General features: G+C 45.0%; 18 protein-coding genes. 8 read left to right on the top strand and 10 right to left on the bottom strand.

What is annotated here, in order from left to right; all coding sequences use genetic code 11:
* Window positions 1-2: 2 nt before the first annotated feature.
* Together R7070_RS06415 and R7070_RS06410 are read right to left on the bottom strand one after the other, a co-directional pair.
* A complete protein-coding gene (locus R7070_RS06415) occupies window positions 3-1241 on the bottom strand; it encodes a DEAD/DEAH box helicase (protein WP_256900196.1) in 1239 nt (412 codons plus the stop codon).
* Window positions 1242-1506: 265 nt separating this feature from the next.
* Entirely contained in the window at window positions 1507-2508 is a 1002-nt protein-coding gene (locus R7070_RS06410; RefSeq protein WP_005374598.1) for an arginine deiminase-related protein, read from the bottom strand.
* Between the two features lie 404 nt (window positions 2509-2912).
* Here R7070_RS06410 and R7070_RS06405 point away from each other — a divergent pair, with 404 nt between their 5' ends.
* Window positions 2913-4763 carry an ABC transporter ATP-binding protein gene (locus tag R7070_RS06405; protein WP_005374597.1) on the top strand — a complete coding sequence of 617 codons (1851 nt, stop codon included), beginning with the start codon at window positions 2913-2915 and terminating at the stop codon, window positions 4761-4763.
* Window positions 4764-5355: 592 nt separating this feature from the next.
* Window positions 5356-6063, top strand: a complete 708-nt coding sequence (locus tag R7070_RS06400; RefSeq protein ID WP_005374596.1) for a DUF445 domain-containing protein — start codon at window positions 5356-5358, stop codon at window positions 6061-6063.
* A 103-nt stretch (window positions 6064-6166) separates the two neighbouring features.
* On the opposite strand, the gene R7070_RS06395 is transcribed toward R7070_RS06400, so the two are convergent.
* Entirely contained in the window at window positions 6167-6643 is a 477-nt protein-coding gene (locus tag R7070_RS06395) for an Lrp/AsnC family transcriptional regulator (protein ID WP_005374595.1), read from the bottom strand.
* Between the two features lie 292 nt (window positions 6644-6935).
* Entirely contained in the window at window positions 6936-7184 is a 249-nt protein-coding gene (locus R7070_RS06390; protein ID WP_005374593.1) for a hypothetical protein, read from the bottom strand.
* Between the two features lie 358 nt (window positions 7185-7542).
* On the opposite strand from R7070_RS06390, the gene R7070_RS06385 reads away from it, so the two are divergent.
* Both R7070_RS06385 and R7070_RS06380 read left to right on the top strand, forming a co-directional pair.
* Window positions 7543-8076 carry a GNAT family N-acetyltransferase gene (locus R7070_RS06385; protein ID WP_085569453.1) on the top strand — a complete coding sequence of 178 codons (534 nt, stop codon included), beginning with the start codon at window positions 7543-7545 and terminating at the stop codon, window positions 8074-8076.
* Window positions 8077-8094: 18 nt separating this feature from the next.
* Window positions 8095-8529, top strand: coding sequence for a hypothetical protein (locus tag R7070_RS06380; RefSeq protein WP_017820067.1), 435 nt, complete (start codon window positions 8095-8097; stop codon window positions 8527-8529).
* A gap of 91 nt (window positions 8530-8620) precedes the next feature.
* On the opposite strand, the gene R7070_RS06375 is transcribed toward R7070_RS06380, so the two are convergent.
* Complete coding sequence (locus R7070_RS06375) at window positions 8621-8860, bottom strand: RNA recognition motif domain-containing protein (RefSeq protein WP_005374587.1); 240 nt, start codon at window positions 8858-8860, stop codon at window positions 8621-8623.
* 148 nt (window positions 8861-9008) lie between these two features.
* Here R7070_RS06375 and R7070_RS06370 point away from each other — a divergent pair, with 148 nt between their 5' ends.
* Window positions 9009-9542 (top strand): GNAT family N-acetyltransferase, encoded by a 534-nt coding sequence (locus R7070_RS06370; RefSeq protein WP_042522265.1) that lies wholly within the window; start codon window positions 9009-9011, stop codon window positions 9540-9542.
* 124 nt (window positions 9543-9666) lie between these two features.
* On the opposite strand, the gene putP is transcribed toward R7070_RS06370, so the two are convergent.
* From putP to R7070_RS06350, 4 genes are all read right to left on the bottom strand, one after another.
* A complete protein-coding gene (putP, locus tag R7070_RS06365; RefSeq protein ID WP_005374582.1) occupies window positions 9667-11160 on the bottom strand; it encodes a sodium/proline symporter PutP in 1494 nt (497 codons plus the stop codon).
* 136 nt (window positions 11161-11296) lie between these two features.
* Complete coding sequence (locus R7070_RS06360; protein ID WP_005392153.1) at window positions 11297-12004, bottom strand: delta-1-pyrroline-5-carboxylate dehydrogenase; 708 nt, start codon at window positions 12002-12004, stop codon at window positions 11297-11299.
* Between the two features lie 11 nt (window positions 12005-12015).
* Window positions 12016-15147 (bottom strand): bifunctional proline dehydrogenase/L-glutamate gamma-semialdehyde dehydrogenase PutA, encoded by a 3132-nt coding sequence (gene putA / locus R7070_RS06355; RefSeq protein ID WP_158173300.1) that lies wholly within the window; start codon window positions 15145-15147, stop codon window positions 12016-12018.
* A gap of 406 nt (window positions 15148-15553) precedes the next feature.
* Complete coding sequence (locus R7070_RS06350; protein ID WP_025768702.1) at window positions 15554-16366, bottom strand: AraC family transcriptional regulator; 813 nt, start codon at window positions 16364-16366, stop codon at window positions 15554-15556.
* 972 nt (window positions 16367-17338) lie between these two features.
* Here R7070_RS06350 and R7070_RS06345 point away from each other — a divergent pair.
* A complete protein-coding gene (locus R7070_RS06345; RefSeq protein ID WP_017820063.1) occupies window positions 17339-18058 on the top strand; it encodes a PAS domain-containing protein in 720 nt (239 codons plus the stop codon).
* A 73-nt stretch (window positions 18059-18131) separates the two neighbouring features.
* Here the strand turns inward: R7070_RS06345 and pdxH are convergent, their stop codons facing one another.
* Complete coding sequence (gene pdxH, locus R7070_RS06340; RefSeq protein WP_005374570.1) at window positions 18132-18767, bottom strand: pyridoxamine 5'-phosphate oxidase; 636 nt, start codon at window positions 18765-18767, stop codon at window positions 18132-18134.
* 115 nt (window positions 18768-18882) lie between these two features.
* On the opposite strand from pdxH, the gene R7070_RS06335 reads away from it, so the two are divergent.
* Both R7070_RS06335 and R7070_RS06330 read left to right on the top strand, forming a co-directional pair.
* The gene (locus R7070_RS06335; RefSeq protein ID WP_053308002.1) at window positions 18883-20757 is read left to right on the top strand and encodes an ATP-binding protein; all 1875 of its coding nucleotides are present in this window, start codon (window positions 18883-18885) and stop codon (window positions 20755-20757) included.
* Window positions 20750-21973: a sigma-54-dependent transcriptional regulator gene (locus tag R7070_RS06330; RefSeq protein WP_085569455.1), complete on the top strand. Its 1224-nt coding sequence runs from the start codon at window positions 20750-20752 to the stop codon at window positions 21971-21973. The genes R7070_RS06335 and R7070_RS06330 overlap by 8 nt, the downstream gene beginning before the upstream one ends.
* Window position 21974 lies beyond the last annotated feature (1 nt).

Genomic DNA, 21974 nt, shown 5'->3' with positions numbered 1-21974 from the left:
TTTTACTTCGCACTCGGGGCTGGGCGTTTCGACTTACCTTGAAACTGCTTAATGCTCTTCTTAGCATGAGTTCGACGGTTGGCTTTTTTATCGCGTGGCGCGCGTTTGCTCTCGCCAGTTGATGGCTTATCCGTTACTGGAAAACCTGCCAGATCTTGCACTGGTAATGCACGTTGAGTCAGGTGACGAATCGCGTTTAGTGCGTCCATTTCACCTTGACAAACCAATGACACCGCCACACCTTGCTCGCCAGCGCGAGCGGTACGCCCTACTCGGTGAACATAAGTTTCTGCATGCATTGGCAGTTCAAAGTTGATCACTACAGGCAATTGCTCAATGTGAATGCCGCGCGCTAGTAGATCGGTGGCAATCAACACCTGAATTTGCCCAGATTTAAACTGCGCCAATGCTTCTTCTCGCTCATCTTGACTCTTATTGCCATGCAGCGCATTGGTTGAGATGCCCGCTTTGTTTAGCTTCTTCGCTAAGCCATCGGCGTTCTCTTTCACACCAATAAAGACTAATGCCTGAGCCCACGCGTTTTTTTGAATCAGTTCAATCAATGCCTTGGTTTTACTGCCTTTGTTGACGAGGTACAGCGTTTCAGCAATATCTTGGTTGGTGCTATTTTCTTGATGCGCTGCAACTTGCTTTGGTGCCTGCATAAGCAGCTTCGCTTTATCCTTCAACTCATCTGAAAACGTTGCCGAGAACATCGCGGTTTGACGCTGATTGAAGGTTTGCATCGAAATCTTTTGTACGTCAGGCCAAAAGCCCATATCCAACAAACGATCCGCTTCATCCAATACTAGATAATGAACATTGCTCAAATCCAGGCCATTGTTTGCTAGGTCAACCAAACGACCTGTCGTCGCGACAAGGATATGAGGATTTGTCGCTAGCGCCTGCTGTTGTTGCTCTTTATCAACGCCGCCACACAAGCACACTGTTTTAATGCCAATAACTTGACCAACTTGGTTAACTGCTTCACTCACTTGCATTACCAGCTCACGCGTTGGCACAAGAATCAGGGCTTTTTGCTGAGGATTTATATTGAGCTTTTCTAACAACGGCAAACCATAAGCAAGGGTTTTGCCGCTGCCTGTATTTGCCAATGCCAACACATCTTTGCCTGCTAACAGTTCAGGAATCGTTAACGCTTGAATATCAGTCGGCTTATTGAAGTCTTTTGGCAGTGCGTGAATCAGCTCAGAACTCAATGAGAGAGTAGAAAATGGCATTAACGAAAACCTTGTACTTTGGGTTGAAGAAGCAATAAAAATAATGAAGATGCGGTAAAACGCAGGCGCGGACTTTACCACAATCTGCTAGGTGGACCATCCTATTTTAGGCGCTTAAACCAAGCGTCGCCTACGCAAATCGTCAGAAAACTAAAAAGCGCAAAAAAGCCGTTAGTCTGTACTGCCACAGAGCTAACGGCTAAAAACCCTTGAAGAGAACGCTTCATCAGCCTTTCACTGCGGCTGAAAAGAAATGTGCAGTTTATTAAAGCACAGCTTTACGATTCGGTAAGAACACTTCACCCAACATGCAACGAACCGAACCACCACCAATAGATTCTATGGTAGAAACGTCGAATGGCAGCAATTTACCGTGCGTTGCCAATTGGTTTCTTTGTGCTGGTGAAAATGCATCGTACGCCGATTGCGACATCGCAATCACCTTGTCGCCGTTGATCGTTTCTAGTTGCAGAATGTTACCGCAGAACTGGTTCATCTGATCAAGCGAAATTGAGATGACTTGCTTGTCTTTGGCGAGTGACTTCATTACAAAACGACGCTCAAATTCTGGGATCACTTCGTCACAAATCACGCAAAACTGTTCGCCAACCGCCATCATCACATTGGTGTGATAAATCGGCGCACCAGACGGCAAACGAGTTTGGAAAGAAATCACTCGTTCATAGCCAATACGATCGGCGTAATCTTCTAAAACCAGACGATCACAACGTTGTGAGAGTGCGGCGTAGACCGTTTTATTTAGGTGGTCAAACACCATCACACCCGTGCTTTCTAAATACGCTTGCTCGTCAAGATATTCAGTTAGACTGCTGCGTCGATGAACTTCTCGCCCTGCTTGCGCTAGTGCTGCCACAAGTGCATCGGGACGTACTTCTTTTTGACGGTTTTCACAGGCCATTGGAAAGGTGTACAACGTGCCATCTGGCGTAGTGCTAAACCAATTGTTTGGAAATACCGCGTCTGGCGTTGCAACATCTGAAGTTGGATAATCAAACTCAACAACTTGAACGCCCTCTTGACGCAGCGTTGCAACCATACTCGCGAACTCGGCCATTACTCGACGTGAGACTTCTTCTTGGCTGAGTGACACTTTATGTTGGAACTCATTATCTTGTGCGGTTTCTTCATTAAAACGAAACTCTTTCGGTGGCACCATCACTACGCAGTTTGCGGTTTGGCGCTGAGCACTTTGCGTGCTTTCTTCTTTCCCATTAGCAAATTGGGTCACTGATTCGTGTAATAGCATCCAATACATTCCTTATCACTAGAATGAGGAGATTGTAAATTTATTGTTAACTTCAGTTTTGCTGTTTTGACAATTAATTTAATTGCACAAAAGTAATTTTTGCTGCATTAAGTTCATTTTTCCTTAAATTTTATTGTCACTTTGCAGGTTTAAGCTTTTATGGCACCACGATGAACATGATAAGAATTCATCATAAGAATCAGAACCATAGACAATCACACTCATAACCAACTAGTTACATTTAAGACACAATCGGTTAGACTATTTTTTCGCCCCTCTCGTCAATCGGTCTGCTTTATCGAGGAGCAGGCAAAAAACTCTCATACACGCGGTTTCGTCCAAAGCAGCGTGAATCGATGGATTTAGCCACCCCAAATGGCACTGTTTTAACTTTAGGATGAGTTATGTTTAAACGATTTGAAGGCTTTACAGAGCCGTTCCCCAAATCTACACCGGATCAGCCTCCTTCAGGGATGTTCGCTTTTCTGCGTTATTACACTCGTGGTTATGAAAAGCCTTTGATCATCATGTCTTTGATGGCCACAATTGTGGCTGTTGTTGAGGTAATGTTGTTTGGCGCCATGGGACAACTGGTTGATTGGTTGTCTACCAGCAATCCAGAAACGTTCTTACAAGACAATAAATCGGATTTGATTTTCTACGGAGCCTTATTGCTGGTTGTCATGCCTATATTGGTGATCTTGTACTCGTTGCTCGTTCATCAAACGTTATTGGGCAACTACCCAATGTCTATCCGCTGGCTTGCACACCGGTATTTGCTCAATCAAAGCTTGAACTTCTATCAAGATGATTTTGCAGGTCGAGTCGCAACGAAAGTCATGCAAACCTCATTAGCTGTGCGCGAAACCGTGATGAAAGCTATGGATGTGTTTGTTTACGTTACGGTTTACTTCACCAGCATGATCATTATGTTAGCGACGGCAGACTGGCGTTTGATGATCCCAATGATCGTCTGGCTACTCGCTTACATCGCTATCCAAATCTATTTTGTCCCTAAGCTCAAAGACGTCGCTTCAGCGCAGGCCGATGCACGTTCGACAATGACAGGGCGTATCGTCGACAGTTATACCAATATTCAAACCGTCAAACTGTTTTCTCATAGCCAGCGCGAAACCCAATATGCCGAGCAAGGCATGAAAGGATTTTTGAATACGGTCTATCGTCAAATGCGCCTAGTGACCGGCTTCGACGTCGCTGTAGAGATCTCAAACTATATTTTGGTATTTTCCGTTGCTGCTTTATCGATTTACCTGTGGTTGGATAGTGCCATTAGCGTTGGAGCGATTGCGATTGCTGTTAGTCTTGCATTGCGCGTAAACGGTATGTCTATGTGGATAATGTGGGAAGTTGGCGCCCTCTTTGAAAACATGGGAACCGTTGTCGATGGAATGAAAACGCTCTCTAAGCCTATTGATATTAAAGATAAACCAGGCGCAAAAGACTTGGTTGTCACTGAAGGAGGCATTCACTTTGATAACGTCAGCTTCCATTACGGTGAGAACAAAGGCGTGATTAGCCATCTCGACCTCAACATCAAACCAGGAGAGAAAGTAGGCTTGGTTGGGCGCTCCGGCGCCGGGAAATCGACTTTGGTGAACTTGTTACTTCGTTTCCACGATGTCGAAGACGGCAGCATTAAGATCGATGGACAGAACATCTCAGAAGTCACACAAGACTCTTTGCGCTCAAAGATCGGTATGGTGACCCAAGATACTTCTCTGTTACACCGTTCAATTCGAGACAATATTTTGTATGGCAATCCAGATGCGACAGAAGAAGATTTGCTGAAAGCCACTAAGCAAGCGCATGCCCATGAGTTTATCGAAACTCTGACCGACCCATTTGGTAATGTCGGATACGATGCGCAAGTTGGTGAACGTGGTGTGAAACTGTCTGGCGGCCAACGTCAGCGTATCGCAATATCTCGTGTGCTACTCAAAGATGCACCATTGCTGGTATTGGATGAAGCAACATCGGCTCTGGATTCAGAAGTCGAAGCAGCGATTCAGGAAAGCTTGAATGAATTAATGCAAGGGAAAACGGTTATTGCTATCGCTCACCGATTATCGACCATCGCACAAATGGATCGCCTCATCGTGCTAGATAAAGGCAGCATCGTTGAACAAGGTTCTCATCAAGAACTCATTGCGAATAACGGCATTTACGCCCAGCTTTGGGCGCATCAAACTGGCGGATTTATCGCTGAAGAACTAGACAATCAACACGCTTCTTAACGAGTGATAAGCTCAATAAAAACGGCGCTTTAAGCGCCGTTTTTTATTTTAATCCATGGCTAGACGCTCATATAGCCATTGTGGTTTCTCATATATGAAACACTCTCCATGATAAAGCTCACACTTTTTCTGCTAATATACCGCCTCGTTGCGTATCCATTGCAATGAACACAATACAGAGTATTGAGCCGTCTTCATTTGTCATTTCACTTTTTGAGAAACAGCTATACTCAATAGATGGCTTAGTTATTATATTAACAATAAGGTAATTAGCTTATGTGTAAATGTGGTTCAATGCAGCTCGTACAACTCAAACCAAGTTGGGCTGACAAGCTATTTGGCTACTCAGAAAGATGGAAATGCCAACTTTGTTGTAAGATCTACCGCATCTAAAATTAAAAATAGAATCTTAGTTTTTCTAAGAAAAAGCAGTGGCCCGACAATGATTGTCGGGTTTTGTTTTTCTGAACATTCATTTTTTGTCCCTTCTCTACAAGACTACCCATCACGGCAAAACCTAGCATCTTAATGTGACTTAGGTATAGAATCAGGCCCACTTATTCTTTCCGATATTCATATATAACTGGTCACTATGAACAAAAGTTTGCTAACGAATGTCCTCGCTATCGCTTTGATGGCTGGAGGTCATCAATTACAAAACGACTATCTTTGGTATGCAGGGCTGTTTGCGTTCTCAGGCGCCATCACCAACTGGCTTGCCATCCATATGCTGTTTGAGAAAGTGCCTGGATTATACGGTTCTGGCGTGATCCCCGCGCGATTTGAAGAGTTTAAACTGGCTATCAAAAACCTGATGATGGAACAGTTTTTTACTGAAGCGAACATTGACCGATTCTTGAATAAAGAAATGGCGGGCGGTGTGAACATCGATCTTCAACCAGTAATTGAGAAAGTAGATTTAAATCCAGCATTTGATTCCCTAGTGGAAGTAATTGAAGGCTCTCAGTTTGGTGGCATGCTAGCGATGTTTGGCGGCTCGGAAGCGCTACAACCCATGCGCCAACCTTTCGTCGAAAAGATGCAAGAATCCATCATTGAGTTGAGCAAGAGCGATAACATCAAAGAAGCACTGAAAGAGCAATTCGAATCTCCTGCAATGATGGATGAGATAAAGCAGAACATTGAAGGTATCATCGATCAACGTTTAAGCGAATTAACACCGGCATTAGTTAAAGAAATGGTGCAAAAGATGATCAAAGAACACCTTGGCTGGCTAGTCGTTTGGGGCGGTGTTTTTGGTGGTTTAATTGGCGTTATCAGTACCTTTATCGGGGCATAATCGCTCACCGATTTATTAAAAAAGGAGCTTCGGCTCCTTTTTTAATCGAGAAAAAGTAATATACCAAGCCACGCTAAATAAGGAGGCTCAACACATGCCTCGCCTAACCAAGGAGCTCGGGATTAACACCAAATCCCGTTTTATGTTCTTCTATGACCACTTCACTACGAGTTTGAATCACGCCCGGAAGCGTGCCTAACTTACTCGACATAAACTCCTGATACGCTTTCATGCTCTTAACACGAACTTTTATCATGGTATCGAAATCTCCAGAGAGCGAGTAGCACTCTTCAATTTCAGGCATCAATTCCACCGCTTTCGCAAACTTTTCAAAAATAGAAAAACTGGTTTGGTCTAAACGAATATGGATGAATACTTGCACATCCAGCCCCAACTTTTCCGCATTCAACTCTGCATGGTAACCATTGATATACCCTTCTTTTTCTAGCCGCTTTACACGGTCAGAACATGGAGAAGTCGTTAAGTTAATCAGCTTTGCTAGTTCTACAACCGGAATTCTGCCTCTCGAATGAAGCACTCTCAAAATATGTAAATCAATCCGGTCCAATTGATAACTCATTAACCCGCTTCCTTGTAACCACTTAGAAAGCATCACATTAATCGTTGCTCAAACAATTGCAAACCATCAAATGCACAGCATGTGAAATTCAGCAGAGAATAACCAGAAAACAACGAAGGAGGGAAAGAGCTATGATTATTGCCGCTCACTTAGTAACCGTGATATGAAGAGAAAAAGCAACCTAGCGGCTCCCGCGGAGTCGCAAATTTGAAAGCGCATGACACGCCTGTATAGATATGTCGTTCGGGCAACACTGCCCTATTTAGCCATTAATCATGGCTATCACTCAGAATTAGAGTGCGGCCGATGTATGCCGTGTAGGATGTGGAACAACCTCTCCAATTGCACGATGATTACAACAACGGCAGTAGTATTGAGGCTCCATCTCGTAATAATGTTCACCTGATACAAATTTCGCCATCAGCTGTGTAAAACTCACCATTTTGCCTGTTAACGAGTCAACAGACTGAGGCTCGCAACGCTTCATAATCACTTTATGTTGCGTTGATTTTCTACAAGCTGCGCAATATATATCCGGCATTTCTCTTCTCCCTACTTTTTCGTCCTACTGACAATTGACATATTTTGTTCAAAATAATTCCACAATTAAAAAGCTCCTTTAATTTTTTGTGCCCTATCTTCAAAAAATTGAACGAAAGTATCAAAAAACTGAGACATTGGTCAGACCTCAACTTTTGTACCATCAATATGAGCAAACGTGCTTATGTGTGTAATAATACGACACATTACACATAAGCAATTGTTCGGGCTTATTATTTAGTAAGGCGCATGACAACTACACGCCTGGCTAGATCGAGCTTTCGAGACGCCTTGTTATCTCGATTTACCCCGCAAACCAGTTGCTAGCAGCTATAGCCGTCTCATCAAGGAAGAAATGCATGACGATACAACCGATTCTCACTACCGAAAGACTCGTCCTCCGGCCATTCAATATCGATGACTGCCAACAAGTGGCTTTACTCGCTGGAGATAAGCGAATTGCCGACATGACAGCAAACATCCCTCATCCTTATGAGCGACCGATGGCGCAAGCATGGATAGATAGGCACGATCCGATGTATCAGCAGCATCAAGGCGTGGCGTACGCTATTACCTTGCGAAACACTGGGGAGTTACTTGGTGCAGTGAGTTTACCGCGTATCGAAGAGGGCTACGGTACATTAGGCTACTGGGTTGGCGTGCCACATTGGGGGAAAGGCTATGCATTCGAGGCCTCCAAAGCCTTACTCGAATTTGCTCGAATGCACTTTGAGTTAAACGGAATAACCGTGATGCATTTGGTGGACAATCAGCGTTCTAAATCGGTGATCCAAAAACTAAATATCCCTTACATCGGTGACAAAACATTGCGCATGCAAGGCAAAGAACGAAAGGTTTGTGTCTACCAACTCACGTTCGTCGCTTCTGAATAAAGTCGAGGAATATGTCGGATGATCATCCATGAAACTTCACAAAATCTGCCCAAGAACAACCCTTTCTTGCTAGGAACTGTATTGTTGTCGCTGTTCTATTTTTCCTACCTAGCAGACAAGATCGTCGAGTTTGGACTCGTAGCACTCACAATAATAGGATTGAAACTGCTCTCAACGTACTTCACGCGCCGCGCGTTCAATCCTAAAACGCTAGATATCGATGCAAGCACCAACACCTTGAAGTACCGCCAGGGCTCAACGGTTTACTTCCGTCTACCTCTTGATGACATTGTCAAAGTCCAAATACAGAAAGAGTTCTTCTCTAGCAAAAGTTTGATGCTCTACACAGTCAACGACGCTTACCAAGTGCCGAATTCAGACAATTTCGATTCTCTACAGTTAAAGGATTTAATGAAACAACTTGAAGAGAGAATTGATGATCAATCTCGCTAAAACGAAAAGAGAAGACATTCTAGAATGTTGCCAATTTGGTCTCTAAATAGAAAGACAAAAAAGCCAGCAATAACGCTGGCTTTTCTCTGTATTAGTCTTGTGCGACTTTCACGCGAATTTTGCTTTTTTCTACGTTCGTCAAATTCAGTGCTTCAAGAGCAGAAATGGCTTCTGCTTCGTCCGGCATGATGACAAAACCGAAGCCTTTCGACAAACCCGTGTCTTGATCAAGCACTAGCGAACACAGTTCTACTTTGCCGTACGCTGAGAATAATTTGCGGATATCTTGCTCGGTCATGTGACGAGCCAAGTTTCTTACTAAAAGTTTCATAATGAACCTAGTTGGTTTGATAACGGTTCGATTCTCTCAGTTTCTCTCTGGCAAACCAAGTGAATAATATGACGGCGTTGACTAGATCATTCTAAGTACATCTGTTTAAATGATTTTCCGTTCATTTTTCACCCATAGGAGAGTCGGCATGGAAACGAAACGTCTCAAACTCATCCCTGCTTGTTTAGAACGAGCCGAAGAGGCGCATCAAGCTGTCGTTCGCAGCCAAAAAACTCTCGAAGTCTATCTGCCGTGGGTGCCTCATGTGCTGACATTAGAAGCGATGATAGAAGGGACAGAGAAAGCCATCGCAAACTTTGAAAACTTCGAAGAAGAGCTGCGTTACTACATGATTGAAAAGGAAAGCGATCGCTTACTGGGTGCGGTCGGCCTGATGATTCGAGATCCCGACGTACCGTCCTTTGAGATAGGTTATTGGTTAGATAATGCTGCCGTTGGCAATGGTTATGTTGCCGAGGCTGTGCTCGAAGTTGAGCGCTATGCGTTTGATGACTTGGGCGCAAAGAGAATCGCAATTCATGCTGATAGCACCAACCAAAAGAGCAGGGCTGTAGCCGAGCGCTGTGGTTATGAGTTCGAAGGAGAGCTCAGAAACGAACGTCTGACTACATCGGGAGAGCTGAGTAACACCGTTATTTACGCCAAAATTCGTCGCGACTAACACTCCAATCTAACCGAGCAATGCTAAGCTTTGATCTCAAGCTACCACCATTAACGTTAATTAAGTTTCAGATAAAACAAAGCCCGCTAAAATAGCGGGCTTTGTGTTCATATACGGGAAGTTACTAGTCTAGTTCAACCAGTTTTTTCTCGAACGACTGGTGTTGGTCTAACACGTCTTGCGCAGCACCGCCCGTTGCTTTACTTACCACAATGATAGCAAGCGTAGAGAAGATGATGCCCGGTACGATTTCGTACACATCAAACCAACCGCCAGTTAGCTGCTTCCAAACCACGATAGTGATACCACCAACAAGAATACCTGCTAACGCGCCGTTACGGTTCATACCGCTCCAGTAAAGGCTAAGTACAACCGCAGGACCAAATGCCGCACCAAAACCAGCCCAAGCGTAAGATACAAGACCAAGTACTGAGCTATCAGGCGTCATCGCTAGGAATAGCGCAACAAGCGAAATAACGATAACACCGATACGACCAATCATTACGATTTCTTCAGAAGACGCTTCTGGCTTGAATACTTGCTTGTAGAAATCTTCTGCAAGCGCGGAAGATGAAACAAGGAGCTGTGAGTCAGCGGTACTCATTACCGCCGCTAGGATTGCTGCTAACAACATACCCGCAACGACAGGGTGGAATACTGCGTTAACCAATAGCATGAAGATCTTCTCGCCGTCTTCTAGTTGAGTACCCGGATGACCCGTAACCCAAACCAGACCAACAAGACCAACAAGCATTGCACCAACCATAGATAGTGCCGTCCAAATCACTGCGATACGACGTGCAGTTGTTAGATCTTTGTTTGAACGAGACGCTTTAAAACGCGCTAGGATGTGTGGCTGACCAAAGTAACCAAGGCCCCACGCCGCTAGAGAGATAATGGCAATCGCAGACAATGGTTCGCCTTTCGCGTCATTCCATAGCGTTGCAAGTTCGGGGTTGATGTCATGTAGATCAGAACTTAGCTGACCTAAACCACCGTCCATTACCGCTATAGGAACAATCATTAGCGCAGCCGCCATTAGCAGACCTTGCACTAAGTCAGTCCAAGATACCGCTAGGAAACCACCGAATAGTGTGTAAGAAACGACACACACCGTACCGATGATAACAGCGTAGGTGTAATCTAGACCGAATACCGTCTCAAACAGTTTGCCCCCTGCGACCAAACCTGAGCTGGTGTAGAAAAGGAAAAATAGAAGAATGAAAAACGCAGAGATTGTCTGAATCAGTTTCGACTTATCGTTGAAGCGACGTGACAGGAACTCTGGCAACGTTAGCGCGTCAGTTTGGATACTGTAGGTACGGAGGCGTTTTGCACTGATGAGCCAGTTTGCCCATGTACCAAGAAGTAGACCGCCGGCTAACCAGAAGGCCTCGATACCCGCAGCGTACGCATAGCCAGGCAAGCCTAGCAGCAACCAACCACTCATGTCTGAAGCACCTGCAGATAATGCAGCAGGCCACGGACCTAGGCTACGGCCACCTAGGAAGTAGTCAGATGAATTGGAAGTCCTCTTATACGCGTAAACGCCAATAGCAACCATAATCAGTAAATACGCCACAAAAGTGGACGTGATAGCAAAGCTATTTTCTATCATTAGATAGTCCTCGTTATAATTATTTCCTTCCTTGCCTGCCCTGATATTTTACCGTCTCAGCAATACATCAGAGTATAAAAAACCAATCTGGACCGGCTCTCAGTCCAGTTACTCCAGATTGGCATTACAAGTCAGGTTAGTGAGTTTCGTTCCCCAACTCGAGTAGAGTTGCGTTACCACCCACCGCGGTAATATTTATCGTTCGAGTGCGCTCAGTAATGAAGCGCAACGAGAGATGAGGATCATGAGCCAATTTCGGTGACTCTAAATCCGTTTCAGAAACTAAGCCGACGATTGCACCGTCACGCTTAGCTAGTTGAAGATTGAGCGCATGCTCAATCTGTGAACGCCCAACATAACCCACACTACGTACATCGCTCTCAAGCAACGGGGCAGACGCATCGTACGCAACAACCTGGACTAAGTTAGATGGGAAGTTTGCCAACGCTACAGCTTGCTTAACCAATTGGTTTAGCTCTGCATTGTCACTGCAAACGACCACACTGTTGCCTGCAATTAAGGCACAGGTGATCATCGCAAAAGCACTGTATAACGCATTATCAGCAGGCTCGATGTTGTTTTCACAAATCACCAAAGCCACACCGCGTCCTGCGGCATACAGTTCGTTAGTTTCCCCTGTAGGGCCAACTAACTGGTGAGTTTCTGCAAGAAGAGCTGATGCTTGTTGCAAGTGGTAAGAAACCACTTTGGCAACGGTAGACTGCTGCCCTTCTAGTGCAGATTTAAATGCCAGAACATGCTCGCATTTGTAATCAAAATCAGTCAGATTCCACTGCTCCCACGCAGAGAATGCATCTTTAAAATAGGTGATCTGATGAACCATAATGCGACTCCTTATGCGTTTTCTGCTTGAGCAAGAAGATGTTGAGTAAATCGGAATAGGTAGTGTGGACCACCAGCTTTCGGGCCAGTACCTGACAAGCCTTGACCACCAAACGGCTGTACACCAACCACAGCACCAACTTGGTCTCGGTTGATGTAGCAGTTACCTACTCGAGCATGCTTCTCAATCCAACGGTACGTGGTTTCGTTACGGCTATGGATACCCATCGTCAAGCCAAAACCCGTTTTGTTGATCTGCGCAACCACGTTCGGTAATTCAGACGCTTTAAAGCGAACAATGTGCAAGATTGGACCAAATTGTTCTTCTTTCAGCACATCGATGCCCGAGATTTCAAACGCACTTGGTGAGACAAAGTCACCATGCTGGCACGATTCATCCAGCTGTAGCTGAGCGACTTTAGTCTGTGTTTTGCTCATTTGCTCAAGGTGAGCGAGGAGTTTTTGTTTTGCATTGCTGTCGATAACCGGACCAACATCTGTTTTGTGTAGGTAAGGTAAACCAACATGCAGTTCATTCATCGCACCCTGAATCAGGTTGATCATACGGTCTGCTACATCTTCTTGTACAAATAGAACACGAAGGGCAGAACAACGCTGACCAGCAGATGCAAACGCCGAACGAATCACATCACGCACCACCTGCTCTGGCAATGCAGTACTGTCCACAATCATTGCGTTTTGGCCACCTGTTTCCGCAATAAACGGAACTGGTTTCGCGCTGCGCTCCGCGAGCGTGACGTTAATGCGTTGCGCCGTTGCCGTTGAGCCAGTGAATGCCACACCAGCAATAGCATCATGAGAAGTCAGTGCATGACCGATCTCAGCGCCGCGACCAGTAAGTAACTGAATCACACCTGCAGGGAAGCCAGCATCAAGCATTAGTTCAATAGCGCGAGCGGCAATTAAGCTTGTTTGCTCAGCAGGTTTTGCAACCACTGTGTTACCCGCAATCAGTGCTGCCGTCACCTGACCAAGGAAGATAGCCAACGGGAAGTTCCAAGGGCTAATACACACAAACACACCAAGACCTTCACGGCTAGAAATGCGTTTCACACCATCAAAGCCTTCTAGCTCAAATGGCTGTAGGTTTTGCGCTTGTTTCGCGTAATAACGACAGAAATCCACCGCTTCACGAACTTCATCAATGCTATCGTGAATCGTTTTACCCGCTTCTTTGTGGCAAATCGCCACCAGCTCAGCTAGGTTTTCTTCCATTAAGTCAGCAAGCTTTTCTAAACAAGCCGCTTTTTGCTCAACAGGAACGGTTTTCCAATCAGAGAAAGCAGTTTGCGCCGCATCAATTGCAGCGGAAACGTGATCAAGAGTTGCAAATGCCACTTTGCCGACTTCAATTCGGCGATCGTATGGTGCGGTGATGATCTCAGCCGCATTTTCCTTGATCATGCTTTCGGCAAAGCGTTCACCATTGATCATCGGGCCTGCAACCCACTGGTTGTCCATGAAGCTTTCGACCTGAGCTTCAAATGGCTTCGCTTCACTGTCGATGTCGATGTTGACGCCATATGAGTTCTTACGCTCAGGGAAAATGTCGGCAGGCAATGGAATTTTGTCGTTGTGTAGCGTGTCAAAACCCGTCAACACATCCACAGGGTGATGGGTCAACTCATAAATCGGACAACGCGCATCAACTAGACGGTGTACAAACGAGCTGTTCGCACCATTTTCAAGCAGACGACGAACCAAGTACGGAAGAAGATCAGCATGGCTACCGACAGGAGCATAAATACGTACTGGCTGACCGTACATTTTCATAACATGGTTATACAGTGAATCACCCATACCATGCAGGCGCTGGAACTCGTATTCTTTGTGCTCCGCCATGACAGCAATTGCCGTAACTGTGTGAGCATTGTGGCTTGCAAATTGTGGGTAGATATTACCGCGAACACCTTCGCTAAGTAGGAAACGAGCACAAGCTAGGTATGCAACGTCCGTCGCTTCTTTGCGAGTGTATACTGGGTAATTTGCATAACCCGCTTGTTGAGACCACTTGATTTCGCTGTCCCAGTACGCGCCTTTAACCAAACGCAGAGGAATAACGTCACCTTGTTCTTTTGCGAGTGCATTTAGCCACACCAAGACTGGTAGCGCACGTTTTGAGTAGGCTTGAATAACCAAACCAAACTTGCCCCAACCCTTCACAAGATCGCTACGGTATACTTTCTCAAATAGCTTCAGGGAAAGCTCAAGGCGATCCGCTTCTTCTGCATCGATTGTGATTGCAACGTCGACTTCAATTGCACGTTTCAATAGCTGCATTAGTGAGTCATACAACTCTGTCATTACACGTTCTTCATTTGCGACTTCGTAGCGCGGGTGTAATGCAGAAAGCTTGATGGAAATCGAAGGCGCAGGGCTGGTGTCGTTACCGTAAGTCTCGCGACCCACCGCTTCGATCGCCATTAGGTAATCTTTGAAGTACTTGTTCGCGTCCGCTGTAGTTAACGCCGCCTCACCCAACATATCAAACGAGTAGGTGAAACCTTTGTCGCGCATTGGACGACCGTTCTTCTGCGCTTCTTCGATCGTACGACCACGAACAAACTGGTGACCCATGATCTTCATTGCCTGATACATGGCTTTACGAATCACAGGCTCAGAGAATTTATTTACCAGACGGTTTACAGCCTGACCTGGGCTCTGGGTGCCTTGCTCACCAAGACCAACCACTTTACCTGTTAGCATGAGGCCCCATGTTGATGCGTTAACAAACACAGAGTCAGAGTTCTTCAGGTGAGATTTCCAGTCTGCGACACTCAACTTATCTTTAATCAAAGAATCTGCTGTCGCGGCATCTGGGATGCGCATTAATGCTTCTGCAAGACACATCAGCAAGATACCTTCTTGAGTATCTAAGCTGTATTCCAGCAATAAAGCATCAATCATCTGGATTGACTTCTTATCGGCACGAATGGCTTCGATAAGGTGGGTCGTTTGGGTAGTGATCGCCGATTTTTCATCCTCTGTCGGCGTCGCTAGTGGCAATAGTTGCTCTAGCCATTGAGACTCGTCCACCATATATAATGGCGAGATCAGTGACCACAACTTATCAAGCGGCTGCCCGATAAATTCCGGTGTCAACACGTTCGTAGCTGTAAACATGTGTGTTCCTCAATCTCACTCCTCGAAAACCGCTTCGAGGATTATCAATGGCTGGCAGTGTATTTTGAGGCCGATAAGAATACTTGTCAAAAACTACGACATTTTTGCCAAAAACTCGCTTTTATAACAAAACATCCACATAGTCACATTCAAATAGGTAATATTTTGTGTTGTAAATTTTAATTTTTTCATTGCATTCACAACAAAATATCAAGAATATCAATAAGATTTTTGTGAAGAGCTCGTTCTAAGAGAAAATGTAGGATCAAGTGGCATATCAACCACTGCAAAGAACAGAGAGTTTAAAAAAACGAGAGATAGGTCACGTGAATAAAACATAAAAAAACCATGCATAGTGCATGGCTTCATTCTGATTGATGATTATTTGACCTAAAAAAACGCGTTGTTATCCAACTTGTTTTTTATAACGGGAAGGTGATATTCCCTGTAAGCGAGTAAAAGTATGAGTAAAAGTACTCTGGCTTGAGAAGCCAGTAAACTCGGCAATTTGCCCTAAAGAAAGGTGCCCTTGCTCGATTAATTCACGAGCCATGTCGATTCGCTTTCCGAGAACATATTGATGAGGTGTAATCCCCATCTGCTCTTTAAACAAGCAATGGAACTGACTTTCCCCAAGAAACACTCGCCCGGCCAATTGAGCCACACTAATCTTATGACTCAGGTGCTGCTCAATGTAACGATCAATCGCCTCCAAATCAAAGCGCGACTCTTTTCGACTGGTCTCAAATGCCGAGATATGGCGCTGCATTAACGCAATCACAGTGTCGTTACACGCACGACTTAACAGCAGGTCATCCGGATGGTTTCGCATTTCCTGAACCAACATCTGTATCAGCTTCTGAATTTGACTATCTAACTGGAAGTAGACATGGTCTCTCTCCAGGTTATTGATTTTTTGAAGCATTTCGGGATCATCATTTGTCGGTTTGGGCATATTCAGCACCAAAATATCCGATTGATTGATGACGCCACCGAAAGCATGATCAGAGCATGCGGTAACCACACAACCTTGACCAGGGCCGACAAGATTACCTCGCCCGCGCACTTCAAATTCGGCTTGCCCTTTTAAACCAATCACGATCTGCGTATAAGAATGATCGTGGCAATCCATATAAGACGGAAGTGTGATCAGCTCCGCCGGCTTTGGCAGCATAATCTCTTGATATGAAAGGATTTTTTGGTTATCTGAATCACTCATTTTAAACAGTCGTCTTTACACGGTCAGCTTACGTCTTCGCATCATATACCTTCTTTGTTGGGTTGCAACTTTTACCCAACTCAATCGACAAGATCAAATCAGCATGATCAAGTTCATTTACATGATCATAGTTCCGGAACGATGATCATGCGAGGTTAATTTACGGTCAGTGAGCAACCAATTTTATTAACAAAAACGGATAGATAGGCAACACCTTACGTATACATAATCAATCAATGTAAAGATCCTTATTACCGAACAATCCGTTATTTTGTAAAACATCGTGCTCCATATTAGATAGGTCGTCCCTGAAACGGATCGAAACCCACGCTTAAACTCAACATAGAGGGATTTCCCCCCTTACTAATATGCTTCTGATTCAATACATTAGTTATCGAGCTTTAAGATGCATACGATCTAAAGCTCTCGGTATCTCATTGATACCTCTAACTTACTTAGCAGACCCTCGCTAGGTAATTTAGAACCTCTTCTACACGTCGACAAGATTATATCTTGTGTTGCCAGCCCGTCTTCAGGCTGGCTTTTTTTTCGCTTCTCAACAATGAAAACAATGGCATAAGCTGATATCATAGCTTTTGTCTCACTGTCCCTCTCCTATGCTTAGGTGCTGCTCTTTCACTCACAAGTGATATGAACGTCAACCACATTACAACTGAGTTGTAGGAAGCATGATCAAGGACGATACGAGTTGTAAGCCGAACATTAGGCGGACATCCGTGAGCGCACATATCTGTAATGAAACAGACCATTTTCCCAATTAAACTCTTCGTTCCATTTCGTCGTTGTCTATGACTACCTGACGAAAACATCGAACACCATGAATTTAATTGGATTGAGCGCCAATCAACGAACGTGTTCTAGCAACGTAACTGCCTACTTGGCAACATCAATACGAGCCATGTAACACGGACGTCTCTGTATTGGTAAAAGCAGTATGTAGTGAGTCCTTTTGTGAATATTTCAGTCGATACCATAGAACAATCCCTCCTTAAACAGCTACCAGGTTGTTGGGGATGCAAAGATAAAGATTCGGTATTCCTATACGTAAACCAGGAATACGCAGAACTGTTAGGGCACACGTCGCCCGAGGAGTGCTTGGGTAAAACTGATTTTGATATGGCCAGCCCAACCACTGAATGCGCGCAAGAATTTCAACGCCAAGATAAACACGTTCTCGAAACTGGCGAGTCACTAAAAATTCTGGATATCCACCCTTATCCAGATGGCCGCTGGCGAGCACATATATTTACTAAAACACCGTGGCGAGATGACAAAGGCGACATCGTAGGCACCATTTTCTACGGAAGGGAACTCACCGACACCGCCGTGATTGAAGTCGGGTATTGGGTTTGTCGTGCAATCAGTACCAACCCAAATCAACAATCCATCTTTCGTTTTTCTGACTTACAACCAAAACCAGAGAAGCTCACATGCCGCGAGCAAGAAACGCTTTTCCTCTTGCTCTATGGCAAAAAGCCTCAATTTATCTCTCAGGTCATGGGCATATCAACAAAAACCGTTGAAGGTCACGTCGCACGCTTACGTAATAAGTTTGCAGCGAACAGCAAGAACGAACTAATAGATAAAGCAATGGAAGCAGGCTACGGCTCTGTTGTACCCAAAACGCTGCTTAAGCATCAATTATCGGTTGTGTTGAATGGAGAGCGATAATTCGCATCGCTTCCACCTACAAAAACACCGCCCCAATTCGGCGGTGTTTGTTTATTCATGAGGGACCATAAGCCTATGGCGCTAAACGATCAATGTCCCAACTTCCATCATGCTGGGAGAAAAGAAAACGATCGTGAAGGCGATGTTCGCCACCTTGCCAAAATTCGATGCTCTTTGGTTTTACGCGAAAGCCACCCCAAAAGGTTGGTACTGGTATTTCACCCTTAGCAAACTTCTGTTTTAGCTCTAAAAACTTACCTTCCAACACACCTCTGGCAGAAATACGGCTACTTTGTTTGCTCGCGATTGCGGCCAACTGGCTCTCTTTAGGACGAGAAGTAAAGTATTTCATATTCTCTACGGCGGTAAGCTTTTCAGCCACACCAGTAATATGAACTTGGCGCTCTAACGGATGCCAAGGGAAGTGCAAACTAATATTGCTGTTATGCTCTAGCTGCTGGGCCTTGCGACTGCCTAGGTTGGTGTAAAACACAAAACCATCTTTGTCGACGTTTTTCAATAGAACAATGCGTTGAAACGGCATGCCATTTTCATCAACCGTTGCAACTGTCATCGCAGTCGGGTCAGTTAAACCCGCTTCAACTGCTTGTTCTAGCCACAGATTAAATTGATCAATAGGATCAGCTTTCAAATCTTTACGACGCAGCCCACCTTTGGTGTACTCACGACGAATATCAGCAAGTTCCATCTTTACTCCTTCACTCGTTTTTGTCGATTGTGCTCCCGATACTGAGGAAATACAAGGACATCATTGTGCTTGTTATCGTTGCCGCTCACAGCATCACAGTGCTTCATTTGATACCATGACACAAAAAACCAGTGAGCCGATCGTGAACTTACTCAACCCCAAAGCCCTACGTCATTTTTTACTGCTACTGTGTGCCGTTGGCATTTCAGGGCTTGCGCTTACTCACCATTACGCAACTCAATACCAACATGATCAATGGCAACAAAAGCTAGAGAGACAAGCCGCGCAAGTATCACAAGAAGTGGACTACGAACTGGCAAAGTTTGAACAGATACCAAACCTATTAAGTCACGACCCAAGGCTACTCAAAGCAGTAGAGCGCGGAACGCCCTCTCAAGAGCTCAACCTACTGTTATCAGATTGGTTGAAGCAAAGTTTGGCCGATACTATTTACGTTCATGACCGCACCGGGTTAGTCATTGCCTCAAGTAACTTTCAGCAAGAAGATACGTTTGTTGGCTCTAGTTTTAGCTATCGCCCCTATTTTAAAAATGCGCGACGCGGTGAGCCCGCTCAATACGTTGGATTAGGCGTGCGCTCGAATAAACGTGGGTACTTCTTCTCGTCTCCGCTGTGGGTAAATGAGGAAGTCGTTGGCGTGATCACAGTAAAAGTGAATTTGGAGCAATTAGAACAGCGCCTTTCGCAAACCACGACTGACGTACTCATTACAGATAAACACAATGTCGTGTTTATGAGCAATTTACCAGACTGGCGCTATCGTGCACTTTTCCCACTGTCATCGAGTGCAATAAATGAACTTACCGAAACGCGTCAATATGGCGATACCTTACCCGAATATTTTGGTGAGTTAACGGCACACAGTGGTGTCACGGAGTTTGATGACAATCAATTGCTTCTATCACCGAATTACCTCGCATACGCAACACACTTATTGGATAAAGGGTTTCGCGTCGTTGCCTTAATTAACCACAACAGCGTTCTTGCCGCCGTTTTACAGGCCGATATCGTCTTCCTGATCTTATATGCGCTCATTGCTCTAATTGCGTTAGCGTGGTTCCAAACCCTAGTTAACAAAGCACGCCTTGCCCATCTCAATGTGAGCCTAGAAGAAAAAGTAGTGCAACGGACACTAGTTCTGAGTGAAGCCAACCAAAAGCTACAACAGACCATCCGCCAATATGAACAAAGCCAACAAGAGCTTAAACAAACACAACAAGAGCTGACGCAAGCCGCGAAATTGGCACTGTTGGGCGAGCTGTCTGCCAGTATTAATCATGAGATAAATCAGCCACTTTCCGCACTAAGAACCTATACCGAAAACTCGCAGCGTTTGTTGGCAATGGAAAAATACCCAATGGTCGCCGACAATTTGGGCAAAATGCTGACACTTAATGACACCATTTCGGAAGTCATTGCCCGCTTAAAAGTCTTTACTCGGAAAGCCACGCACGATTCACACAATGAAATCTCAGTACTGCACGACGCGGTACATACTGCCACCAGCATTTTGAGCAACAAGCTTATTAAGCAAGGAGTAACACTAAAAGTTCCGGCCATCGACTATGATGTGAAGCTGGCCATTCACAGCGTTGAATTAGAACAAGTGCTGATAAACCTCTTCCACAACGCGGCACAAGCGATGGAAAACCACTGTATCGATCCGCAAATATCCATTGCTGTTCAGTGTCATGATGACAGTTGCGACATTCTTGTTTCCGATAACGGGCCTGGCATGTCGGACGAAGCCCTAGCAAAAATCTTTGATCCATTTTTTACGACTAAGCCAGAGGGCTTAGGATTAGGTTTGACCATCTCCAAACGCATTTTAGAGAGCTATCACGGCTCCCTCTGTGCCTATAAACATCAGAGCACAGAACAACAAGCAGGAGGGATGACCTTTATCGTGACGCTACCAATAGTCAATCAGAATAAACGTACCCCAGAAGTGGAAAACGACCATGAATAACCCAGTTTTCTTTGTTGATGACGAACCACACATTCGTGATGCCGTGTCTCAAGCCCTGCTGATTGAAGGGATAGACGTCACCTGCTTACCGAACGCAGTAGAAGCCTTACGCGTAATCGACTCAAATATGCCTGCGATTATCATTACCGATATCCATATGCCCGTGATGGATGGCTTGGAGTTTATGCGAACTTTGCGAAGCAAAAACGATCACTTTCAATTCATCGTACTTACTGGACATGGAGATGTGAAAACCGCGGTAGATGCGATGAAAAGCGGCGCGTACGACTTTCTAGAAAAACCGTTTTCAACGGAACAGCTCATGAAATCGCTCAACAATGCCAGCGATAAACTGAACTTGTTGCAAGAAAACATCTGGCTTAAGAAAGAGCTCGACATGCAAACTCATGTTGGTCCGAAAATGATTGGTCACAGTAAGGCCATGGTGAGCATTCGTCGCGCCTTGATCAGTGCGCCCACAAGCCAGCCGCTCATTTTTGTAGGTCAAGATGGTACGGGTCGGCGACTCGCTGCACAATTTGCCCACGACATACATGCAACACCGGACAGTGAGCTAATCGCCGCTTCTGGTGAAGACCTCTATGAGCTTTCATTAGAAGCGCTCGACAAAGCCATACACCGCTTAAGTGAAGGAAAACGCCACTGCAGTTTGTACTTACATAGCGCAGAGCATGTATCATTTGAGCAATGGGAATACTTATTCAAGCACCCAAAACTTGAGCGTGTTTTTGGCGCGACCACCCAAGCCGAGCCACCTCTAAAATCCCTGGCGACTCTAATTCGCTTACCAACGCTCGATGAAAGAAAGGAAGATATAGGGCCTTTATACAAGCACTTTGTGCGCCACACAGCGAGTCGATATCAGTTACAGCCACCACATATCAGCCTAGAAGAGGTCAAACACCTCACCAGTCTCGAATGGCCAGAAAACGTTAAGCAGCTACGCCAATTTGCTGAACTTCGTGCCCTCAAGCCAGATACTTTTAGAATGGAAGATTGGAACAGTGAGAAAAGTCTTGAAATTCAGAGTATGACTCAGCGCACAGAATACTTTGAATATTGCTTGTTATTCGATGCATTGCAAAGACATCGCGGCAGACTCAAAGAGGTTCAACTAGAATTACAGGTATCACGCAAAACCTTGTACGACAAACTAAAAAAACATCAGTTGGATAAAGCCAAGTTCAAGGCGTAAT

Origin of the sequence: Vibrio sp. 1557 (genome assembly GCF_033340175.1) — a bacterium.
In the GTDB taxonomy this organism is placed as follows: domain Bacteria; phylum Pseudomonadota; class Gammaproteobacteria; order Enterobacterales; family Vibrionaceae; genus Vibrio; species Vibrio alginolyticus.
Note: the sequence above shows the minus strand (reverse complement) of the source record. Positions and strands in the feature narration are given on the sequence as shown.